Here is a 19750-nt window from a genome sequence, read left to right as displayed (position 1 = left end):
ATTGGGGTGAGGGCGGTGCCTCAACCCCACGTCGACGCATTACCACCGTAAGCGGCGCCCTCACCCCTACCCTCTCCCACAAAGCGAGGAAGAACCGTTGCAAGATTCATCGTTCCTACGCTCCAGCGTGGGAACGCAAACCCCAGACGCTCCAGCGTCTCCTCAACCTTTACGCCGCCTTGACGTCCTTGACCTCAATGCCGCTCGAGGCCGCCTTCATCTCCCGCAGCGCCGCGGTGATCGCCGGGACCACCTGGAACAGGTCGCCCACGATGCCGTAGCTCGCCACCTCGAAGATGGGGGCCTCCTTGTCGCGGTTGATGGCGATGACGAGGTCGGAATCCTGCATCCCAACCAGGTGCTGGATCGCGCCGGAGATACCGCAGGCGATGTAGATCTTCGGGCGTACCGTCTTGCCGGTCTGCCCCACCTGACGGTCCGGCGGCATCCACCCCGCGTCCACCGCACTGCGCGAGGCGCCCACGACGCCCCCGAGCTCGTCGGCAAGCTCCTGCAGCATGGCGAAGTTCTCCTTCGCCATCAGGCCGCGCCCACCGGAGACGATGAATTCGGCGCCGGCGATATCCACCTCGCCCGCCTTCTTGTCACGGATCACCTCGAGCACCTTGGTGAAGACGTCCGCCTCGCTGATGGGAAGGGAGACATGGATGATCTTACCCTTGCGTCCCGCCTCCTGCGCCGGCATGGGCATGACGTGCGAGCGCACCGTCGCCATCTGGGGACGGAAACGGTCGCACATGATGGTCGCCATGATATTGCCGCCGAAGGCCGGGCGGGTCTGCATGAGGTTGCGCTTCGCATCGATGTCGAGTCCGGTGCAGTCCGCGGTGAGGCCGGTCTTGACGCGGGTGGCGACGGCCCCGGCGAGGTCGCGCCCCATCCCGGTCGCGCCCATGAGCACGATCTCCGGCTTGAACTTGTCGATCAGGTGGCAAAGGGCGTCCAGATACGGATAGGTGCGGTAGTTGGCGAAGACCGTCTGATCCATGAGGTACGCCTGGTCGGCGCCGTAGCTGAAGGCCTCATAGCAGAGGTGCTCGACCTTGTCGCCAAGCACCACCGCCGAGAGCTCAACCCCGAGCTTCGCCGCCAGTTCCTTCCCCTTGCCGAGGAGCTCCCACGAAACGCGGGCCGCCTCCCCTTCCGTCTGTTCGATGAAGACCCATACGCCGCGGTAAGCCGCCACCAGTTCGCGGCGTGCCAGCTCCTCCGGGTCGGCCTCATCCTCGGCGAGGTCCTGCTGACCGGCGAGCTGTGCCAGGATCTCCAGGTCCTCCTTCGAGTAGAAGATCTCCAGGGCCGAGCCCGGGCAGGCCTTCACGCACTTGAGGCAGCCGATGCACTTCGAGAGTTCGATTTGCGGTTCCCCCGCCTCGCTCATCTGAATGCCGTCCACCGGACAACTGCTCTGGCAACGCGCGCCGCAGGCGATGCACTTCCCCTCTATGAGCCGAACCTTCCCCCGCGGCTTTTTCAGTTTTTTCACCTCGCTCATCAACTGTAGTCCTCTCGTTATTAAATTAAGGCTCAAGCAGTTCCATGCGCTCCCTCCCCTGGAGGGGGAGGGTCAGGGAGGGGGCGCGCAGCGTCTATCTTCGGACGGCGGGGGGGGGNAGGCGATGCACTTCCCCTCTATGAGCCGAACCTTCCCCCGCGGCTTTTTCAGTTTTTTCACCTCGCTCATCAACTGTAGTCCTCTCGTTATTAAATTAAGGCTCAAGCAGTTCCATGCGCTCCCTCCCCTGGAGGGGGAGGGTCAGGGAGGGGGCGCGCAGCGTCTATCTTCGGACGGCTTCCCCCCTCCCGACCTCCCCCCTCCGGGGGGAGGAGCTGTGGTGACTACACCGCCAGCATGTCCCTGGCCACCAGCTTCTCCAAGAGGAGCTTGGCGGTCCCAGTGGGGTCGTTCAAACCGTCGCCGATCATCTCGCCCGCCGCACGCTGCGGCGAGAAGATCCTGCTCACCCAGGTAGGCGATCCCTTAAGGCCTATGCCGTTGGGGTCGAGCATCAGCTCGTTGTTGCTCCAGACCTTCACCTCGCTTTTAGCTGCCTTCAGCCGCATCGGGACTGTCGGGTAGCGCGGGCGGTTCAGTTCGCGCACCACCGTGATCATGGCCGGCAGCTTTGCCTCAACGATCTCGTAGCGCCCCTCGAGTTTGCGGCGCACGCGGATTTTTCTGGAAAGGAAGTCCAGGTGTTCGATGCGGTCAACGAGCGTGAGTTGCGAGAAGCCGAGGCGAATGGCGATGCCAGGGCCGACCTGCGCCGTATCGCCGTCGATGGTCTGCTTGCCGCAGAAGACCAGCCCAACCTCGTCATCCTGGGCCAGTTTCCTGATGGCCTCCGCCAGCACTTTGCTGGTGGAGAGCGTATCCGCGCCACCGAAGGCGCGGTCCGAGCAGAGGATCGCTTCGTCCACGCCGAGAGCCAGCGCCTTTCTGAGGGTCGCCTCCGCGTTAGGCGGTCCCATCGAGAGCGCCGCCGCCTTGAACCCGTAGCGCGCCTTCATGCGGAGGCTTTCCTCCAGGGCGTGGGTATCGTAAGGATTTACGATGAAAGGGATACCATCGCGCACCAGCGTATTAGTAACCGGATCGATCTGCACCTGAGTCGTATCCGGCACTTGTTTAATGCAAGCCACCACGTACATTGAAGATCCTTTCTTTTACCAACTCTGTTCAAACCCGTTGTCACAGGCCACCGGGTCCACAAGGTCCAAGGTCCAGAGCGTCCACCGAGTCCATCAAGGTTTTAGTGGCACCACCTAGTGGGTCGCCTCACCCCTCGAAACCTCCCACTGCTCCCTGAAAAGTGCGAACGCCTCGCGCATGATGAAGGAAGCCTTTTTCCCCCTTTTGTCCATGAGCCTCTGGATGGCGTCCCGCTCGTCGTCGCTCATGCGTATCGAGATGATGTTCACCTTCTTCTGACTTCTTTCCTTCATGACTTCTCCCCTTCTTTGCCTGCTGATTTGAATATGCCGCCTGTTACAGCAGCTCGATCTTGTCCTCGGGGCGCACCACACCGCCGCTCACCACGGTGGCGAAGATCCCCTCTTTCGGCATGACGCAATCGCCCGCCTGGTAGTAGATGGCGCACCGGGTGTGGCAGACCTTTCCTATCTGGGAAACCTCCAGCACCACCGGCCCGATGCCGATCCGAGTCCCCACCGGCAGAGTCACCAGTTCGATGCCGCGCGTGGTGATGTTCTCCGCGAAGTCGCCCGGCCCGACGGCAAGCCCCAGCGCGATCATCTTGTCGATGCTCTCCTCGGCTAAAAGGCTCACCTGGCGGTGCCAGTCCCCCGCGTGCGCGTCGCCGATGATGCCGTAGTTTTCCCTCAGGTGGACCGCCGGCCCCGGCTTCTTCCTCTCGCCCTTATTCTCGCTTACGCTGACCGCCACTACAGACGCGCTCATAGTCTCCTCCGTTTTCGCCGGTCCCGGACCCATCTTCCACGAGCCCCGGTCTCCGTCTTCTAACCGCCTATCCTCGACATGTTGACCACGGCCTGCTCGGCCCCTTCCTCGGCGATATGATGCCGTCCCGGCTTCTGCGTCACGATGCGGCTCAACGCCTCGTGCAGCGGAGCGGGATCGTCGGAAGCCAGAAGAGGCTTCAGGTCCATTCCCTGATCCGAAAAGAGACAGCCACGTACCCGGCCGGTCGCCGTGATCCTGATCCGGTTGCAGCTCTCGCAGAAGTGCCCCGACACCGGGGTAATGATCCCGATGGCGCCCGCGGCACCCTGTATCTTGTAATTCCTCGCCGGCCCCGCCATCTCGGAGTTCACCAGCGGCAGCAACGGGTAGCGCTCGGCTATGCGTGCGAGGATCTCACTGCCGGGCATGCTCTGGGCGCCCCAGCTCTCGTCCTGCAGGGTCGGCATGTACTCTATGAAACGCACCGTGAACGGGTGGTCCAGGGTAAGGGCGGCGAAGTCCAGGATCTCCTGGTCGTTCACCCCGCGCATCACCACCATGTTGATCTTCAAGGGCCCGAAGCCCGCTTCCTGCGCCGCAGCAATCCCCGAGAGAACCCGGTACAGATCGGCACCACGGGTGATCCTGGCAAAGGTCTCCGCCCTCAGCGAATCTAGGCTTATGTTGAGCCTGGCCACCCCTGCCTGCCTGAGCGGCTGGGCGAGTTCGTCGAGGAGGAGCCCGTTCGTGGTGACCACCAGTTCCTTGAGTCCCGGGATTGACGAGAGGCGACCGAGAAAATCGACGATGCCTCTTCTGACCAGCGGCTCCCCGCCGGTCACCCTTATCTTCTCTATCCCCTGCGCGACGCAGGCAGCGGCCGCCCGGTAAAGCTCCTCGTAGCTCAACATCTCTTTATGCCCGAGCTTCGCCACCCCCTGCGCCGGCATGCAATAGCTGCAGCGCATGTTGCAACGGTCGGTGACCGAGAGTCTCAAGTAGTTGATCCGCCTGCCGTAGGTATCGATCAGTGCCATGCCGCATCCCCCTGTGAAACACGCCTCGCCGTATACAAGGCAATATCGGTACCAACTGTTCCACTTCGGCGCAAAAAGGCGCGCCTGGCACTAATGAGGCGGTAAGTAAGATGGTGAATACACAACAAACGAACCAATTTTTGGGATTTTGAATTCAACAGGCGGGCACGGCGGGGATCATCGGTTTAGCAATCAAAACGGACGTTCCACAAAAGCGCAAACGCTCCATTATGGAACGTCGCAACTGTTCGATTTCAGAACGCAACCTTTGGGCTAGTGCAGGTTAATGTAAACAAAGGATTCGTTAAGTATACGGTATCCTATGAAAATTGTTCGGTCTGGCAAAAAATTGCGTTTACAGTGAATTCTGGTACGCCCCTTGCGAAAGCGTAGAAAACCGTTTTAGGAAAGTGTATGCAACACCGCACGAATCTTAAAATAATCAAACCCGGTGCAAATAGCCCGGAAAAACAACAGGGGGAAAGAAAAATGGCATTAGGAGAACAGACTTACGGCTTCTTCATTCCGACGGTTTCGCTGATGGGTATCGGTTCCGCTAAGGAAACCGGTGAGCAGGTGAAGGCACTGGGCGCATCCAAGGCCCTCATCGTAACCGACAAAGGTCTTTCGGCTATGGGCGTTGCCGACAAGATCAAGGAGCAGGTGGAAGCCACCGGCGTAAAGGCCATCATCTTCGACGGCGCCGAGCCGAATCCGACCGACATCAACGTGCACGACGGCGTGAAGGTGTACCAGGAAAACGGTTGCGACGCGATCATCTCCCTGGGCGGCGGTTCCTCCCATGACTGTGCCAAGGGCGTTGGCCTCGTCATCGGCAACGGCGGCAACATCCGCGACTTCGAAGGCATCAACAAGTCCACCAAGCCGATGCCGGCATTCGTCGCCATCAACACCACCGCCGGCACCGCTTCCGAAATGACCCGTTTCTGCATCATCACCAACACCGACACCCACGTAAAGATGGCCATCGTCGACTGGCGCTGCACTCCGAACATCGCCATCAACGACCCGCTGCTCATGGTCGGCAAGCCGGCCGCTCTGACCGCTGCTACCGGCATGGACGCCCTCACCCACGCAGTTGAGGCATACGTCTCCACCATCGCTACCCCGATCACCGACGCATGCGCCATCAAGGCCATCGAACTGATCGCCAAATACCTCTCCAAGGCTGTCGCCAACGGCGAAGACCTCGAGGCACGCGACAAGATGGCTTACGCCGAGTACCTGGCCGGCATGGCGTTCAACAACGCTTCGCTTGGCTACGTTCACTCCATGGCGCACCAGCTGGGCGGCTTCTACAACCTGCCGCACGGCGTCTGCAACGCCATCCTGCTGCCGGCCGTCAGCCAGTACAACCTGATCGCCTGCCCCGAGCGTTTCGCCGACGTCGCAAAAGCACTGGGCGAGAACGTCGACGGCCTCTCCGTGACCGAAGCCGGCCAGAAGGCGATCGACAGGATCCGCAGCCTCTCCGCTTCCATCGGCATCCCGACCGGCCTCAAGGCCCTCAACGTGAAGGAAGAGGACCTCTCGATCATGGCGGAAAACGCAAAAAAGGACGCTTGCCAGTTCACCAACCCGCGCAAAGCGACCCTTGAGCAGGTCATCCAGATCTTCAAGGATGCAATGTAGTCAGCACGTGCCCAAACGTCCCCTCCCCCCTTGCGGGGGAGGGACAGGGTGAGGGGGAATACGCCACCGGCAACTCTGATGGCAACTTCACCCACCCCCCTACCCCCTCCCGTCAAGGGAGGGGGAGGTTAAATACCGCCAGTGAACATGGCGGCAGATACAACACCTGTAGGGGCGAATAATCATTCGCCCCTGCAGTTCAACACCGCCTGCGGGCCGTAGCGGCTCGCAGGTCCGAACAGATGCGACAGATGCGCAAGCGGTGTCGGGTCAGTCTGGCATCAAAAATCTCCGAGCCGTGTCGAGCCTAAAAGGGACCTCCCCTCATGGCTCCAGGCCAACGGGTTGCCCTGGAAACGGTGCAGCCTCCCTCTTGGAAAGGAGTCCCGGCTGACGTCAAGCAGCCGGTAGAACAATTTAAATTAGGGAGCTTGAAAAGCATGGATAAGATTTTTCGCGTCAACATGACCGACCTCACCACCAAGATCGAAGAAGTTCCGGCAGCCTGGGCAGGCCTTGGCGGCCGCAGCCTCACCTCCACCATCGTCTCCGCCGAAGTACCGCCGACCTGCCATGCGCTTTCCGCCGAGAACAAGCTGGTGTTCGCACCCGGCCTTCTGACCGGCACCCCGGCAGCCAACTCCGGCCGCCTCTCCGCAGGCGCCAAGAGCCCGCTCACCGGCGGCATCAAGGAGTCCAACGCCGGCGGCACCGCGGCACAGATGCTGGCGAAACTCGGCATCAAGGCCCTCATCATCGAAGGCGCCCCGAAGGGTGACGCCTGGTACAACCTGGCCGTCGGCGTGAACGGCGTCACCATCAGCGAAGAGAAGGAACTGCTGGGCCTTGGCAACTTCGCCGTCATCGACGCAGTCGAGGCGCGTCTGGGCAAGAAGACCGGCGTCCTCACCATCGGCCCGGCCGGTGAGCTGAAGATGACCGCCGCCAACATCTCCGTCAAGGACCCGGACAGCAAGATCCGCAGCCACGGCCGTGGCGGCCTGGGCGCAGTCATGGGCTCCAAGCAGATCAAGTTCATCTCCATCGACGGCGAAGGCGCCCCGGGCGTGAAGATCGCCGACCCCGAGAAATTCAAGGTCGCCGCCAGGACCTTCTCCAAGGCCATTCTCGAGCACCCGGTCTCCGGCGAGGGTCTGCCGACCTACGGCACCAACGTCCTCGTGAACATCCTGAACGAGGCCGGCGGTCTCCCGACGAGAAACTTCACCACCGGCCAGTTCAAGGATCACGACAAGATCTCCGGTGAGACCATGTACGACACAATCGTAGCGCGCGGCGGCAAGCCCAAGCACGGCTGCCACGCCGGCTGCATCATCCAGTGCTCGCAGGTCTATCACGACAAGGACGGGAAGTACGTCACCTCCGGCTTCGAGTACGAGACCATCTGGGGCCTGGGTGCCGACTGCTGCATCGACAACCTGGACGACATCGCCCGCGCCGACAACCTGATGGACGACATCGGGATCGACTCCATCGAGACCGCCGTCATGTTCGGCGTAGCCATGGAAGCCGGCATCCTCAACTGGGGTGACTCCAAAGAGATGCTGCGTCTTTTGACCGACGAGATCGGCAAGGGGACCGCCCTCGGCCGCATCCTTGGCGGCGGCGCAGGCTCCGTGGGCCGCACCTACGGTGTCACCCGCGTACCGGTCGTCAAGAACCAGGCGATCCCGGCCTACGATCCGCGCTCCGTCAAGGGGATCGGCGTCACCTACGCCACCTCCACCATGGGCGCCGACCATACCTCAGGCTACACCATCGCCACCAACATCCTGAACGTCGGCGGCTACGTCGACCCGCTCAAGAAGGACGGCCAGGTCGAGCTCTCCCGCAACCTGCAGATCGCGACCGCCGCGGTCGACTCGACCGGTATGTGCATCTTCGTCGCCTTCCCGGCGCTGGACATCCCGGAGTGCCTCCCGGCCCTGATCGATATGATCAACGCCCGTTTCGGCATCGCCCTCACCGGCGACGACGTCACCAACCTGGGCAAGTACGTCCTGAAGACCGAGCGCGAGTTCAACCAGAAAGCCGGTCTCAGCAACGTCCATGACCGCCTCCCGGACTTTTTCAAGAACGAGCCGGTAGCGCCGCACAACGCGGTGTGGGACTTCACCGACGAGGAACTCGACGAGTTCTGGAACTTCTAAAAGCAGCCGACGCCCGGCGTGACGAAGGTCACGCCGGGTTTTTCCGTTTGAACCACGAGCAGGTGCCTCATGCAGATAACTCTCAAACTTTTCGCTACTTTCAGAAACGGCAGGTTCAAGGTGGCCGAACAGGAACTCGCCGAAGGAACCGAGGTGCGGGCCGTGGTGCTCTCTTTGGGTCTCACCGAAGAGGAGATCGGCATCGTGATGCTGAACGGCCGACACGGCGAACTGGACAGCAAGCTCGCCCACGGCGACACCCTTTCGCTTTTTCCCCTGGTCGGAGGAGGCTGACATGCATAACGCCCTCGTCTTTTTGAAGGAACAGACCAAGGACGGCCTGCTTTCCTGGCGCGCCCAGGACACCACCGCGAAACTCTTCGACATAAGCCACGCCGCGGTGGAGTGGCTTGCCTTGCAAAACGGCATCCTCCCGGCCCGCTACCAGCGCAACCGGAGCATGATCGGTGTCGAAGACCAGTTGCGCCTGTTCCAAAGCCGCGTCGCCGTGATCGGCTGCGGCGGCCTGGGCGGCTACGTCCTCGAGGAGCTGGCGCGTCTCGGCGTCGGTCAGATCGTTGCCATAGATCCCGACATCTTCGAGGAGCACAACCTGAACCGGCAGATACTCTCCTCGCCGGCGTCCCTTGGCCAGCCGAAGGTGGCAGTCGCGGCAGAACGGCTTGCCCAGGTGAATCCGGCCGTCACGGTGACCCCCATCGAGGACGCCTTCTGCCTGACCAACGGCTTCGAACTACTTGCAGGGGTAAGCATCGCGGTCGACGCCCTGGACAGCATCCCCTACCGCCTGCAGCTGGCCGAGGTATGCACACTGGCCGGAATTCCCATGGTGCACGGTGCCATCGGCGGGTGGTACGGGCACGTGGCCACCCAGTTCCCCGGAGAGACCACGGTGCAGAACATCTACCGGCATTGGGTGGCCGGCAAGGGGATCGAGCAGCAGCTCGGCAACCCCTCCTTCACACCGGCCGTGGTGGCGAGCCTCGAGGTCGCCGAGGTGTGCAAGGTCCTGCTCGGCAAGGGAGAGCCGTTGAGAAACCGCAAGCTATCCATCGACCTCCTGGAAATGGAAATGCACGAGATATCCTACGCGGAAGTCCCGGTGAAGCTGGTGAACGCGGCGTAAAGAAGCAAATGATCTACCCTTCCCGCAAAGGGCTTGGCCACAAAGATCGTGGCTGCAGTTAACTACCGGCGCCACGACGGCGCCAGACAGCACCGAGGAGGTGCACCATGCCAAGCTTTGAAGAAGCGCGCGGCATCATATTGGCCCACGTGAGGCCCCTTGGAGAGGAAACCGTTCCGCTAATGGACGCCTTCGGGCGTCTGGTGAGCCGGGACATCATCGCCCCCTGGGACCTGCCGCTTTACGACAACTCCGCCATGGACGGCTTCGCCGTGCACGCCGCGGATTGCACCTCAGCCCCCACCCGCCTGAACATCACCGGCTTTCTACCCGCCGGGGGCGACGTCGCCGCCATGGTCGAGCCCGGATGCGCGGTGCGCATCATGACCGGAGCTCCCATCCCACCCGGCTGCAACGCCGTAGTACCCATCGAGGAAGCGGAAGTGGACGGAGACCATGTGGTGATCAGCCACAAGGTGCTCCCCCGGCAGCATGTGCGCGTGAGAGGCGGCGACGTGGGCGCAGGCGCCCCGGTCCTCGCCGAAGGAACCGGGATTCGTCCGGCCGAGGTCGGCATGCTGGCCGCGATGGGACAGGCGCTGGTGCCGGTGTACCGCAAGGCACGGATCGCCATACTTTCCACTGGAGATGAACTGATCGAACTGGGCGAGCGCCCGGTTTCCGGCAAGGTGATCAACTCCAATGCACTGTCGCTGGCCGCAGCGGTGCGCGAGGCGGGGGCCGAGCCGGTACTGGTCGGTATCGCACGCGACAACGTGGAAAGCCACCGGGAGAAGATGCTGCAGGCACTATGCTGCGACGCCTTGATCACCTCGGCCGGCGTTTCCGCCGGGGACCGGGATCTCGTGCGCGAGGTCGCCGCCGGACTTGGGGCAGAGGAGCTTTTCTGGAAGATCGGCATGAAACCCGGCGGTCCCACCGCCTTCTCGACCTGGCAGGGAAAGCCGATCTTCTCGCTTCCAGGCAACCCGGTCTCCACCATGGTAACCTTCGAGCTTTTGGTGAAGCCCGCCCTCTTGAAGATGATGGGGCACCGCAAGGTGGTCCCCCCGTTCGTGAAGGGAATTCTCGCCGAGGACGCCCACAAGAAACCCGGTAAGCTGCACTTCATCCGGGTGACGGTGAAGAAGCGTCACGGAAGACACGTCGCCTACTGTGCCGGAGAGCAGCACACGGCGATCCTCAGCACCATGACCAGGTGCGACGCGCTCGCCGCCCTCCCCTGCGACGCAACCTTCATCCCGGCCGGCAGCGAAGTGGATCTTGCCCTGCTGCGGGAGGTGGACTTGGTCAGCGAGTGCGAGGCGGCCGTCGGCTACCTGCACTGAAGCTGAAAGGGTAATAATAATAATTAATTTGGTATATTTTTCTTCCCGAATATGCGATATAGTGCATCGTATCGTTTTGGGAGGTGAAATATGAACGAGCTGTTGATTCTGGTAGGAATAGTGGTTGTCTGGGTGGCGCTGCAGCGTTTCATCCTGCCCCGGATGGGGATTGCGACCTGAATGTCGCCGGCATGCACCCCTGGTCAGGGGAAGAAGAAAAAAGAAGAAAGCGAGCAGGAAGGATAAGAAAGGGCGCCGGTAAAACCGAGCGCCCTCTTTTTTTGTCTTGCGTGTTTCTGTGCCGCCTCTGTAGGCGGCGAATGATCATTCGCCCCCCTCCCCCGGAGCAAAGATGCCCCGGGAGAGTTTAGCAGTCAGTCAGTTAACATAGAACATAGAACATAGAACGTAGAACGTAGAACGTCCTCTCGGTTTAATACCTGTAGTGCTCCGACTTGTACGGACCTTCCTTCTTCACGCCGATGTACGCCGCCTGTGCGTCGGACAGTTCGGTCAGCATGGCACCCAGGGTCTTCAGTTGCAGACGCGCCACCTTCTCGTCCAGCTCCTTCGGCAGGATGTAGACGCCGACCGGGTACTTGCCCGGGTTGCAGAAGAGCTCCATCTGCGCGAGCGTCTGGTTCGCGAAGGAAGAGGACATAACGTAAGAAGGATGGCCGGTGGCGCAGCCGAGATTCACCAGGCGACCTTCCGCGAGCAGGATGATGCGCTTGCCGTCCGGGAAGATGACGTGGTCGACCTGCGGCTTGATGTTCTCCCACTGGTACTTTTTGAGCTTCGCCACCTCGATCTCGTTGTCGAAGTGACCGATGTTGCAGACGATGGCGTTGTGCTTCATCGCCTTCATGTGGTCATGGGTGATGACGTCGATGTTGCCGGTGGTGGTGACGAAGATGTCCGCCTTGTCGGCCGCCCACTCCATGGTGACCACCTTGTATCCTTCCATGGCCGCCTGCAGGGCGCAGATCGGGTCGACCTCGGTGACCCATACCTGGGCCTGCAGCCCGCGCATCGCCTGGGCGCATCCCTTGCCCACGTCGCCGTAGCCGCAGATGACCGCAACCTTGCCCGCCACCATAACGTCGGTAGCGCGCTTGATGCCGTCCATGAGGGACTCGCGGCAGCCATAGATGTTATCGAACTTCGACTTGGTCACCGAGTCGTTCACGTTGATGGCCGGGAACTTGAGCTTCCCTTTCTCGAACATCTGATAGAGACGGTGCACGCCGGTGGTGGTCTCCTCGGTAACACCCTTGATGCAGGCCGCGGTCTTCGCGTACCACCCCGGCTTCTCGGCGAGACGCTTCTTGATGGCCGCGAAGAGCACCTCTTCCTCCTCGCAGGTCGGCTTGTCGAGGACCGTCGGGTCCTTTTCCGCGTCGCTGCCAAGGTGCAGCAAGAGGGTCGCGTCGCCGCCGTCGTCGAGGATCATGTTGGGCGCACCGCCGTCTTGCCACTCGAAGATCTTGTGGGTGTAGTCCCAGTATTCGGTGAGGCTCTCACCCTTGGTCGCGAAGACCGGGATGCCGGCAGCGGCGATGGCTGCCGCGGCGTGATCCTGGGTCGAGAAGATGTTGCAGGAGGCCCAACGGACCTCGGCGCCTAGCGCGGTGAGGGTCTCGATGAGCATGGCGGTCTGTATGGTCATGTGCAGCGAGCCCGCGATGCGTGCCCCCTTGAGCGGCTGGGCCGCCGCGTACTCCTCGCGAATCGCCATGAGACCCGGCATTTCGGTTTCCGCGATGATCATCTCCTTGCGGCCCCAATCGGCCAGCGACATATCCTTTACGATGTAATCCTGTTTCACGTTGTTCTCCTTTCGATGGTCTTGCTGTCTAAACTGCTAAAATTGCCTGTCTCTCACGCCTTTACCGCCTGCACCAGCAGCACGTCTTCAGCACCGTTTCCTGACGAGACGCGATCAATGGTGATACCTGAAAATCCCGCTCCCTTAAGCCACCCCTTCAACTCACCATCCTCGAAGCCGAGCCACTGGTCTGCCAATTGCTCCCTGGCCCATTCCTGTTCGTGACGCGCGAGGTCGGCGACAAGCAGCGTTCCCTGCGGCGCCAGTACGCGCGCGATCTCGGCGAGCACCGTTTCCGGCCGAGCGGCATGATGCAGCACCATGTTAGCTACCACGCAACCCGCCCCTCCGTCGGCAAGCGGCAGGTGGTTCATATCACCAAGCCTCAGTTCGGCCCCCTGCACCCCAACCTTGGCGAGCCTGCGACGCGCCTCTTCAAGCATCGCGGGCGAGTGGTCGACACCGATCACCCGCCCCGCCCGACGCGCAAGCTCCGCGAGGAGCACTCCGGTACCGACGCCTATCTCCAAAAGCACCGCCGCCTCAGGCACCTTGTCCAGGAGGCTTTTCTGGTATTCGGGCACCGGCAGGAGCGTGCGCGAAAGCTGGTCCCACTGGGCCGCGTGCCGGTCGAAAAACTCCTGGCTCCGCTTGCGGCGTGCCTCCAGGGCCTGCGCCACGGCAGCCAGATCCTCACGGCGCTCGGGAAGCTGCTCGAGTTCGCGTTCGAACTCCGGCCGGATGGCGCAGAAAAACGGGTTGGCGTCACCGGCGCGGTAGTAGCTCCAGGTTCCCTGGCGCTTCACCGCAAGGACACCGGCCTCGGCCAGGATCTTCAGGTGCCGCGAGATGCGCGACTGTCCCATCCCCATGATCTGGGTGAGTTCCTGAACGGTGAGCTCCGCATTAAGGAGCACGCCGACCAGCCGGAGGCGGCAAGGGTCCGCCAGTGCCTTGAAAAGTTCCAGCATGTCTATATCAACTCTCGCTATTCTTATAAATCAAGTTTTCTTGATATAGCACAGTACGCCGCTGCCGACAAGACGGAAGACATATTATTTCCTCCTTATGCATGCTCTGCCGCAGCAGACTCCCTCCATCCTACCCAAACCGTAGGGGCGAATAATATTCGCCCAGCCGCCGTTGCCCCGGCAAATCCGATGGCGTGATGGACACAGGCGCGGCAAATGGGGGCGAATGATTACTCGCCCCTACAGGATGCCGACAATGCATTTCCGGCCGCAGAGAAAGGGGACCGGCAAAAACCAAGAATCCCCCAGCGGCACGAAGCCACTGGGGGATCTGGTGATTCCTGCGCAGAAGCGGCACCTTTGCCGGCCTTTAAAGGCGCCCGGCGCAAGGTGCGCTCCTGCGTTTGGTGCGTATTTACTGGATCAGGCGGCCTTGTCCTCGGCGACGACGCCTTGCGCGCCGAAAATCTCGTCGAAGATCTCCTGTACCGTCTCGATGCGGTTCGCCTTCCAGGCGTTGGTGCCGCAGAAGACGAGACCCGAATCGACCTCACCGCGCTGGGCGCGATCAAGGGATTTCACGATGCAGAAGCGCTCGCCGCTCTCCCTGTAGGAGCATTTCTTGAGACAGCCGTACGAGCAGACCGAGGAGTTGTCGCGGTCGTAGTCGAAGATCCCCTGCTGGTTGCTGAGAATGGCGCGTCCCGGGAGACCGGCCGGACTCATGATGAGGCCGATGTCTTCCTTCTTGCAATCGAGGTAGGCCTGCTTGAAAGCATCCTCGGCGTCACACTCGACGGTGGTCACGAAGCGGCTCGCCATCTGAACGCCGTCGGCCCCTTCGGCCAGGGCGTGCTCGACGTCGGCGCGGTCCCAGATGCCGCCTGCAGCGATTATCGGAATATCAAGCCCGTACTCGGAGCGGAAGAATTCCTTCACGCCGCGCACGGTTTCGTACTGGTCGTATTCGCCCGTCCCGATATTCTCCATCTTCTCGCCCAGGTGCCCACCGGCGGTGTCAGGGTCCTCGACCACGACGGCATCGGGAAGACGGTTGTAGGATTTGTCCCATTTCTTGGCGATCAGTTGCGCTGCACGCACCGAGGATACGATGGGGATGAGGGCGACGTCGGGCGCGTGCGCGGTGAGCCCGGGGAGGGTCAAGGGAAGGCCGGCGCCGCAGACGAGCACCTTCGCCCCCGCCTCGACCGAAGCCACCACGAGTTCCTCGTAATCGGTGAGGGCGACCATCACGTTGACGCCGATGATGCCATCCGGGGCGATCTCGTAGGCCTTGCGGATCTCGTCCTTCAGCGCCTGCGCGTTGCTCTTGAGGTAGTTTTTGCCGTCGAAAAACTCGCTGTTCAGGGTGATCCCGGGGGACGCCACCAGGCCAACACCACCGCACTTAGCGACGTGACCGGCCAGCGAGCCCGCTGAAATCCTTACCCCCATGCCGCCCTGGATAAGCGGGTATCGTGCCTCGTGTTTACCAATGCGCAACGGCTTGAACATAACTCCTCCTGAGTATCAGACTGCGACGTAAACACATTATCAGAGAACGCCGACGGCTTTTGTAATACTAGTGTAAAAACAAACGCCCCAGTACTCTCAGATACCCCTTGCAAAAACGAGGCAGCGATGCTACCTGTGTGGCATGAAAATGAACCGGAAACTCTCCAACCCGTTGATTGCACTGATAGGGATCCAGCTGATCTGGGTGGTGATGGTCGTCTCCTGGGTCTACTGGTTCATCGGAAGGAACAAGGAGTTCAAAGCACTTGCCCTGCGCTACAAGCCCGAACTAGTAACTAAAGGGGTTGAGTGGATCGTTCTGGTCGAGGGGCTGTTGATGGCGGTTGCCATCCTGGCCGGGGTCTATGTCATCTTCCTCTATTGGCGGCGGCAGGCGAACCTCTATCTGCAGCAGCGCAGCTACATATCTCAGTTGACCCACGAGCTCAAGTCCCCGCTTGCCTCGATCCAGTTGCACCTGGAGACGGTGAAGATGAGGGAGCTCCCCAAGGAGAAGCTCGACGGCTTCCTCGACACCATGCTCTCCGATACCGAGCGCCTGAACATCCTGATCAGCAACCTCCTCATGGCGACGAGGATCGAGTTCCGCCAGTTGGGCGAAAAGGCGAAGCAGATCGACTTCTCCGGTTTCGTCACCAGCTATCTGGAAAGCAAAAACGGCGACCTCCCGGAGGGGGGCAAGCTGACCGTGGAGATCGAGCCGAACATCACCGCGACCATCGACGCTGAAGGGATGGAGATGGCGCTCAGAAACCTCTTCGAGAACGCCCTCCTCTACTCACCGGTATCGCCGGAAATCCGCGTCTCCTTGAAGCGCAGCGCAAGCGGCAGGCAGTGCGTGCTCGACTTCCAGGACAACGGCAAGGGGCTGGGTAACGACGAACTGGAGAAGATTTTCGACATGTTCTACCGGGTGCGCACCCCGGGCGAGAACATCAGGGGAACCGGTCTAGGGCTCTACATCGTGAGAAGCGTGGTGAACGCGCACGGCGGCAAGATCTCGGTCGAGAGCCCCGGGCCCGGCAAAGGCTGCACCTTCCACATCACCCTGCCGCTTCAGGGCAGGCAGCAGCGAGGATAGGATGTCCGGCGAGAAACCGCACATACTGCTAGTCGAGGACGAGATGCACCTTGCGCGCGGCATCACCTTCAACCTGGAACAGGAAGGGTACCTGGTGAGCCACGTGGAGAGCGGCGAGGAGGCACTGGAGAAGGTACGGATGGAGAAGTTCGACCTGATCATCCTGGACGTCATGCTCCCCGGGATCGGAGGGTTCGAGGTCTGCGAGAAGATACGGGGGCTCGACTCGCGCGTCCCGGTTCTGATGCTGACGGCGCGCTCCGCCGAGAGCGACCGCATCTCCGGACTTGCCGCCGGGGCCGACGACTATCTAATCAAGCCGTTCAACCTGAAGGAGTTTCTGCTCAGGGTTTCCGGTATGCTCCGGCGCAGCGCGTGGTACCGTCCCGAGCCGGTCGAGGAAGGGTACAGCTTCGGCGACAACGAGGTCTTTCTGCTCTCCTATCGGGCGAGGACGCGGCAGGGAGAGATCGACCTGACCGACCTCGAGGTGCGCATGCTGTCGCTTTTCTTCCACCGCGAAGGAGAGGCGATTCCGCGTGGGGAGATTCTGGAGAGCGTGTGGGGGTATGCCACCGATGCCGAGACGCGCACGCTGGACAACTTCATCGTGCGGCTCAGGAAGTACTTCGAGCCCGAGCCCTCCCGCCCGGTCTTTTTCCAGACCGTACGCGGCGTGGGGTACAGGTTCAGCAAAAAACCTTAACGGCGGTTCAACGTTCAGCGTTCAACGTTCGCCGAGCTTGTCCGACATACCGCAACGATATCGCTACTGCCACATTGGCAAAACAAAAGGCCCTCCGAAATACCGGAAGGCCTTTTGTTTTAACGTGGAACGTTGAACGTTGAACGGGTGTTAGAGCCCCGCCTTCTCCCTGATGATCGCGGCCTTGTCGGTGCGCTCCCAGGTGAACTCGGGAAGCTCGCGGCCGAAGTGGCCGTAGGCGGCGGTCTTCTTGTAGATCGGACGCAAAAGGTCGAGCTGCTCGATGATGGCGCGCGGACGCAGGTCAAACACCTCGCGCACGATCTCGGAGATGCGCTTGCTCGGGATCTTGCCGGTGCCGTTGCAGTCAACCATGACGGAGACCGGCTCGGCGACGCCGATGGCGTAGGCTACCTGCACTTCGCAACGCTCGCAGATGCCGGAGGCGACCAGGTTCTTGGCGACATAACGCCCCATGTAGGCCGCGGAACGGTCAACCTTGGAGGGGTCCTTGCCGGAGAAGGCACCGCCGCCGTGGGCACCGTGCCCGCCGTAGCTGTCGACGATGATCTTGCGACCGGTGAGACCGCAGTCACCCATCGGTCCGCCGATGACGAAACGACCGGTCGGGTTGATGAGGAACTTGGTGTTCGCGTCCATCAGGTGGGCCGGGATGATCTTCTTGACGACTTCCTCGATGATCCCTTCCTTGATCATCTCGTAGGACACCTCGGGGGTGTGCTGCGACGAGATGACGACGGTGTCCACGTGCACCGGCTTGTCGTCGATGTACTGAATGGAAACCTGGGACTTGGAGTCCGGACGAAGGAAGTCGAGCACGCCGGCCTTCCTGACGTCGGCGAGCCTGGCCACGAGCTTGTGGGCCAGCAGGATCGACATCGGCATCAGTTCCGGGGTCTCGTTGCAGGCGAAGCCGAACATGAGGCCCTGGTCGCCCGCGCCCTGCTCCTTGAACATCCCCTCCCCTTCGGTGACGCCCTGGGCGATGTCCGGGGACTGCTTATCTATAGAGGTCAGCACCGCGCAGGTTTCCCAGTCAAAGCCCATGGCGGAATCGTGGTAGCCGATTTCGCGGATCGTTTCACGCGCGATCTTCGGATAGTCGATGACGGCGTTGGTGGTGATCTCGCCGGCGATCACGGCCATACCGGTGGTGACCAGCGTCTCACACGCAACACGCGCCTTGGGGTCCTGAGTCAGGATGGCGTCGAGGATGGCGTCGGATATCTGGTCGGCAACCTTGTCCGGATGCCCTTCAGAGACAGATTCAGAGGTAAAGATGAAGTCCTTCATTTCCATAAGGTGAGACCCCCAGAAAAAGTGTGCAGCTAGGTATAGGCAAAGCTGACGAATTGTATAGGCGCCATTTTCCTTTGTCAACGATTAAGTACAGCAAATTTCAACACATTTTACCGGGGTACTGCTGCCGACTCACCTACCACTCAAACATTAGTTGATACCAATAAAACTTCCGTTACAATCTTCTAGCGTTGCGAAACAGTACGGGGGGCATTGCACCTTGAGCGCAAAGAGTTGAACTGGAAAGGCTTTGAGGGAGGAATTATGAAATTGCTTGCGGTGATGCTGATGTGCCTGTTAATCGCAGCATGTGGTGGCTCCGGGTCGGATCAAATTTCCGGCAACGACGGCAACGTGCACATCCCGGAACCGGCTAGCGGGACGGTGCATGTCCTCGTCACCACGCAGGGACCGGTCGCCGATGCCGTACTCTACGCCGCCCAGTTCACCTTGCGCCTTCCCGCCGGGGTCTCGGTGCCGACCGATGCCGGCGGTGCCGTCACGGACGGGGTCGTGGCCCCGGCCATCGGAGGGAGCTACGTCGGCGCCGCCGTGGTGACCCCTTCCTCGACGTCCTCCGGGCCCGTGCTCTCCGTCAACATCGTCAATCCCGTCGGCATGACCGTCGGCCCCCTGGTCACCCTTACCTGCACCGCGGCAGCCGGGACCATCCCGACAGCGGAATCCTTCACCCTCGACGCCTTCTCGGCCCGCAATGCGAGCGGTGCCGCCATCTCCGACATCACGTCCCGCTTTACCCTTCAAACGCAATGAGCGGCTGACGTATCCGCCAGCCGCTCATCAAAAACCACCGCCCCTGCCGGGGCGGCTTCTCTATCTTTTCCTACTCGGCCAAACGCACCGAATTGATGACGACAGGTTCTACCGGAACGTCCTGATGACCGGACTTCGTGGTGGTCTTAACGTCGCGGATCGCGTCCATAACTTCCATCCCTTCGATCACCTGCCCGAAGACGGCGTAACCGAAACGGTCCGGGGTCTTGCCGGCGTGGTCCAGGAACGCGTTGTCCACCACGTTGATGAAGAACTGCGAGGTAGCGGAGTCGACGACCGAGGTACGGGCCATGGCGAGGGTACCGCGCACGTTCTTAAGACCGTTGGTCGCCTCGTTCTTGATGGCGAACTTGGTCTTCTTCGGCTGCATGCTCTCGTCCAGGCCGCCACCCTGCACCATGAAGTTCTTGATGACGCGGTGGAAAACGGTGCCGTCGTAGTATGCGTCTTTGACATAGGAGAGGAAGTTACGAACGGAGATGGGGGCCTTATCTTTGAAGAGTTCGATCTTAACGGTACCCATCGAGGTTTCCATGATGACCACGGGATTTTTTTCTTCAGTCATTATGATGCTCCTTTGTGTTTGGTTTGCCACACCAATACCATACTAAGCACTGGGTGAAAAGTTTTTGTTGGTTGCTCATACAGAGCTAGGGTATGATGTATCGTCGTTGAATTATACCGGAAAACGTAAACAGTAAAGCAGATAGC

The 19750-nt window shown here is 61.0% G+C and carries 18 protein-coding genes and 1 riboswitch; of the genes, 8 read left to right on the top strand and 10 right to left on the bottom strand.

The window, feature by feature from the left end; genetic code table 11:
- Positions 1 to 169: 169 nt before the first annotated feature.
- From E8K79_RS07195 to moaA, 5 genes are all read right to left on the bottom strand, one after another.
- Positions 170 to 1516 (bottom strand): FAD-binding protein, encoded by a 1347-nt coding sequence (locus E8K79_RS07195; protein WP_136514152.1) that lies wholly within the window; start codon positions 1514 to 1516, stop codon positions 170 to 172.
- A 344-nt stretch (positions 1517 to 1860) separates the two neighbouring features.
- Positions 1861 to 2673, bottom strand: coding sequence for an electron transfer flavoprotein subunit beta/FixA family protein (locus E8K79_RS07190; RefSeq protein ID WP_135872128.1), 813 nt, complete (start codon positions 2671 to 2673; stop codon positions 1861 to 1863).
- A gap of 114 nt (positions 2674 to 2787) precedes the next feature.
- On the bottom strand, positions 2788 to 2967 hold the full coding sequence (locus tag E8K79_RS07185; RefSeq protein WP_135872130.1) for a hypothetical protein: 180 nt from the start codon (positions 2965 to 2967) through the stop codon (positions 2788 to 2790).
- Between the two features lie 43 nt (positions 2968 to 3010).
- The gene (locus E8K79_RS07180) at positions 3011 to 3442 is read right to left on the bottom strand and encodes an MOSC domain-containing protein (RefSeq protein ID WP_136514151.1); all 432 of its coding nucleotides are present in this window, start codon (positions 3440 to 3442) and stop codon (positions 3011 to 3013) included.
- Between the two features lie 59 nt (positions 3443 to 3501).
- Positions 3502 to 4482 carry a GTP 3',8-cyclase MoaA gene (gene moaA / locus E8K79_RS07175; protein WP_136514150.1) on the bottom strand — a complete coding sequence of 327 codons (981 nt, stop codon included), beginning with the start codon at positions 4480 to 4482 and terminating at the stop codon, positions 3502 to 3504.
- A 489-nt stretch (positions 4483 to 4971) separates the two neighbouring features.
- Here moaA and E8K79_RS07170 point away from each other — a divergent pair, with 489 nt between their 5' ends.
- From E8K79_RS07170 to E8K79_RS07150, 5 genes are all read left to right on the top strand, one after another.
- Positions 4972 to 6135 carry an iron-containing alcohol dehydrogenase gene (locus E8K79_RS07170; protein ID WP_135872136.1) on the top strand — a complete coding sequence of 388 codons (1164 nt, stop codon included), beginning with the start codon at positions 4972 to 4974 and terminating at the stop codon, positions 6133 to 6135.
- Between the two features lie 277 nt (positions 6136 to 6412).
- Positions 6413 to 6534, top strand: a riboswitch (molybdenum cofactor riboswitch).
- Between the two features lie 41 nt (positions 6535 to 6575).
- Positions 6576 to 8306, top strand: a complete 1731-nt coding sequence (locus tag E8K79_RS07165) for an aldehyde ferredoxin oxidoreductase family protein (protein WP_136514149.1) — start codon at positions 6576 to 6578, stop codon at positions 8304 to 8306.
- A gap of 69 nt (positions 8307 to 8375) precedes the next feature.
- Positions 8376 to 8600 (top strand): MoaD/ThiS family protein, encoded by a 225-nt coding sequence (locus E8K79_RS07160; RefSeq protein ID WP_135872140.1) that lies wholly within the window; start codon positions 8376 to 8378, stop codon positions 8598 to 8600.
- Position 8601: 1 nt separating this feature from the next.
- Entirely contained in the window at positions 8602 to 9453 is an 852-nt protein-coding gene (locus E8K79_RS07155) for a HesA/MoeB/ThiF family protein (RefSeq protein WP_136514148.1), read from the top strand.
- Between the two features lie 107 nt (positions 9454 to 9560).
- Positions 9561 to 10802, top strand: a complete 1242-nt coding sequence (locus E8K79_RS07150; RefSeq protein ID WP_136514147.1) for a molybdopterin molybdotransferase MoeA — start codon at positions 9561 to 9563, stop codon at positions 10800 to 10802.
- Between the two features lie 433 nt (positions 10803 to 11235).
- Here E8K79_RS07150 and ahcY read toward each other — a convergent pair whose 3' ends face one another.
- The 3 genes from ahcY to E8K79_RS07135 form a co-directional block, all read right to left on the bottom strand.
- On the bottom strand, positions 11236 to 12630 hold the full coding sequence (gene ahcY, locus E8K79_RS07145) for an adenosylhomocysteinase (RefSeq protein ID WP_136514146.1): 1395 nt from the start codon (positions 12628 to 12630) through the stop codon (positions 11236 to 11238).
- Positions 12631 to 12683: 53 nt separating this feature from the next.
- Complete coding sequence (locus E8K79_RS07140; protein WP_136514145.1) at positions 12684 to 13601, bottom strand: ArsR/SmtB family transcription factor; 918 nt, start codon at positions 13599 to 13601, stop codon at positions 12684 to 12686.
- Positions 13602 to 14024: 423 nt separating this feature from the next.
- The gene (locus E8K79_RS07135) at positions 14025 to 15116 is read right to left on the bottom strand and encodes an NAD(P)H-dependent flavin oxidoreductase (protein WP_136514144.1); all 1092 of its coding nucleotides are present in this window, start codon (positions 15114 to 15116) and stop codon (positions 14025 to 14027) included.
- A 142-nt stretch (positions 15117 to 15258) separates the two neighbouring features.
- Between E8K79_RS07135 and E8K79_RS07130 the strand changes: the two genes are divergently transcribed.
- A complete protein-coding gene (locus E8K79_RS07130) occupies positions 15259 to 16218 on the top strand; it encodes a sensor histidine kinase (protein ID WP_136514143.1) in 960 nt (319 codons plus the stop codon).
- A gap of 1 nt (position 16219) precedes the next feature.
- On the top strand, positions 16220 to 16924 hold the full coding sequence (locus E8K79_RS07125) for a response regulator transcription factor (protein ID WP_135872154.1): 705 nt from the start codon (positions 16220 to 16222) through the stop codon (positions 16922 to 16924).
- A 150-nt stretch (positions 16925 to 17074) separates the two neighbouring features.
- Here the strand turns inward: E8K79_RS07125 and metK are convergent, their stop codons facing one another.
- Positions 17075 to 18244, bottom strand: coding sequence for a methionine adenosyltransferase (metK, locus tag E8K79_RS07120; protein WP_136514142.1), 1170 nt, complete (start codon positions 18242 to 18244; stop codon positions 17075 to 17077).
- A gap of 264 nt (positions 18245 to 18508) precedes the next feature.
- Here metK and E8K79_RS07115 point away from each other — a divergent pair, with 264 nt between their 5' ends.
- Positions 18509 to 19018: a hypothetical protein gene (locus tag E8K79_RS07115; protein ID WP_136514141.1), complete on the top strand. Its 510-nt coding sequence runs from the start codon at positions 18509 to 18511 to the stop codon at positions 19016 to 19018.
- A 70-nt stretch (positions 19019 to 19088) separates the two neighbouring features.
- Here E8K79_RS07115 and E8K79_RS07110 read toward each other — a convergent pair whose 3' ends face one another.
- Positions 19089 to 19604: a peptidylprolyl isomerase gene (locus tag E8K79_RS07110; RefSeq protein WP_135872160.1), complete on the bottom strand. Its 516-nt coding sequence runs from the start codon at positions 19602 to 19604 to the stop codon at positions 19089 to 19091.
- Positions 19605 to 19750: the final 146 nt, after the last annotated feature.

The organism is Geomonas edaphica (genome assembly GCF_004917075.1).
Taxonomy (GTDB): Bacteria; Desulfobacterota; Desulfuromonadia; order Geobacterales; family Geobacteraceae; genus Geomonas; species Geomonas edaphica.
This window is presented reverse-complemented; position numbering and strand designations above follow the sequence as displayed.

What these genes read in the sequence shown, in the direction of transcription:
- E8K79_RS07180 (WP_136514151.1), bottom strand. Translation starts at nt 3,442, where the DNA reads ATGAGCGCGTCTGTAGTGGCGGTCAGCGTAAGCGAGAATAAGGGCGAG.
- E8K79_RS07130 (WP_136514143.1), top strand. Translation starts at nt 15,259, where the DNA reads ATGAAAATGAACCGGAAACTCTCCAACCCGTTGATTGCACTGATAGGG.
- E8K79_RS07115 (WP_136514141.1), top strand. Translation starts at nt 18,509, where the DNA reads ATGAAATTGCTTGCGGTGATGCTGATGTGCCTGTTAATCGCAGCATGT.
- E8K79_RS07170 (WP_135872136.1), top strand. Translation starts at nt 4,972, where the DNA reads ATGGCATTAGGAGAACAGACTTACGGCTTCTTCATTCCGACGGTTTCG.
- E8K79_RS07150 (WP_136514147.1), top strand. Translation starts at nt 9,561, where the DNA reads ATGCCAAGCTTTGAAGAAGCGCGCGGCATCATATTGGCCCACGTGAGG.
- E8K79_RS07190 (WP_135872128.1), bottom strand. Translation starts at nt 2,673, where the DNA reads ATGTACGTGGTGGCTTGCATTAAACAAGTGCCGGATACGACTCAGGTG.
- E8K79_RS07135 (WP_136514144.1), bottom strand. Translation starts at nt 15,116, where the DNA reads ATGTTCAAGCCGTTGCGCATTGGTAAACACGAGGCACGATACCCGCTT.
- E8K79_RS07165 (WP_136514149.1), top strand. Translation starts at nt 6,576, where the DNA reads ATGGATAAGATTTTTCGCGTCAACATGACCGACCTCACCACCAAGATC.
- E8K79_RS07195 (WP_136514152.1), bottom strand. Translation starts at nt 1,516, where the DNA reads ATGAGCGAGGTGAAAAAACTGAAAAAGCCGCGGGGGAAGGTTCGGCTC.
- E8K79_RS07125 (WP_135872154.1), top strand. Translation starts at nt 16,220, where the DNA reads ATGTCCGGCGAGAAACCGCACATACTGCTAGTCGAGGACGAGATGCAC.
- E8K79_RS07155 (WP_136514148.1), top strand. Translation starts at nt 8,602, where the DNA reads ATGCATAACGCCCTCGTCTTTTTGAAGGAACAGACCAAGGACGGCCTG.
- E8K79_RS07140 (WP_136514145.1), bottom strand. Translation starts at nt 13,601, where the DNA reads ATGCTGGAACTTTTCAAGGCACTGGCGGACCCTTGCCGCCTCCGGCTG.
- moaA (WP_136514150.1), bottom strand. Translation starts at nt 4,482, where the DNA reads ATGGCACTGATCGATACCTACGGCAGGCGGATCAACTACTTGAGACTC.
- E8K79_RS07185 (WP_135872130.1), bottom strand. Translation starts at nt 2,967, where the DNA reads ATGAAGGAAAGAAGTCAGAAGAAGGTGAACATCATCTCGATACGCATG.
- E8K79_RS07160 (WP_135872140.1), top strand. Translation starts at nt 8,376, where the DNA reads ATGCAGATAACTCTCAAACTTTTCGCTACTTTCAGAAACGGCAGGTTC.
- metK (WP_136514142.1), bottom strand. Translation starts at nt 18,244, where the DNA reads ATGGAAATGAAGGACTTCATCTTTACCTCTGAATCTGTCTCTGAAGGG.
- E8K79_RS07110 (WP_135872160.1), bottom strand. Translation starts at nt 19,604, where the DNA reads ATGACTGAAGAAAAAAATCCCGTGGTCATCATGGAAACCTCGATGGGT.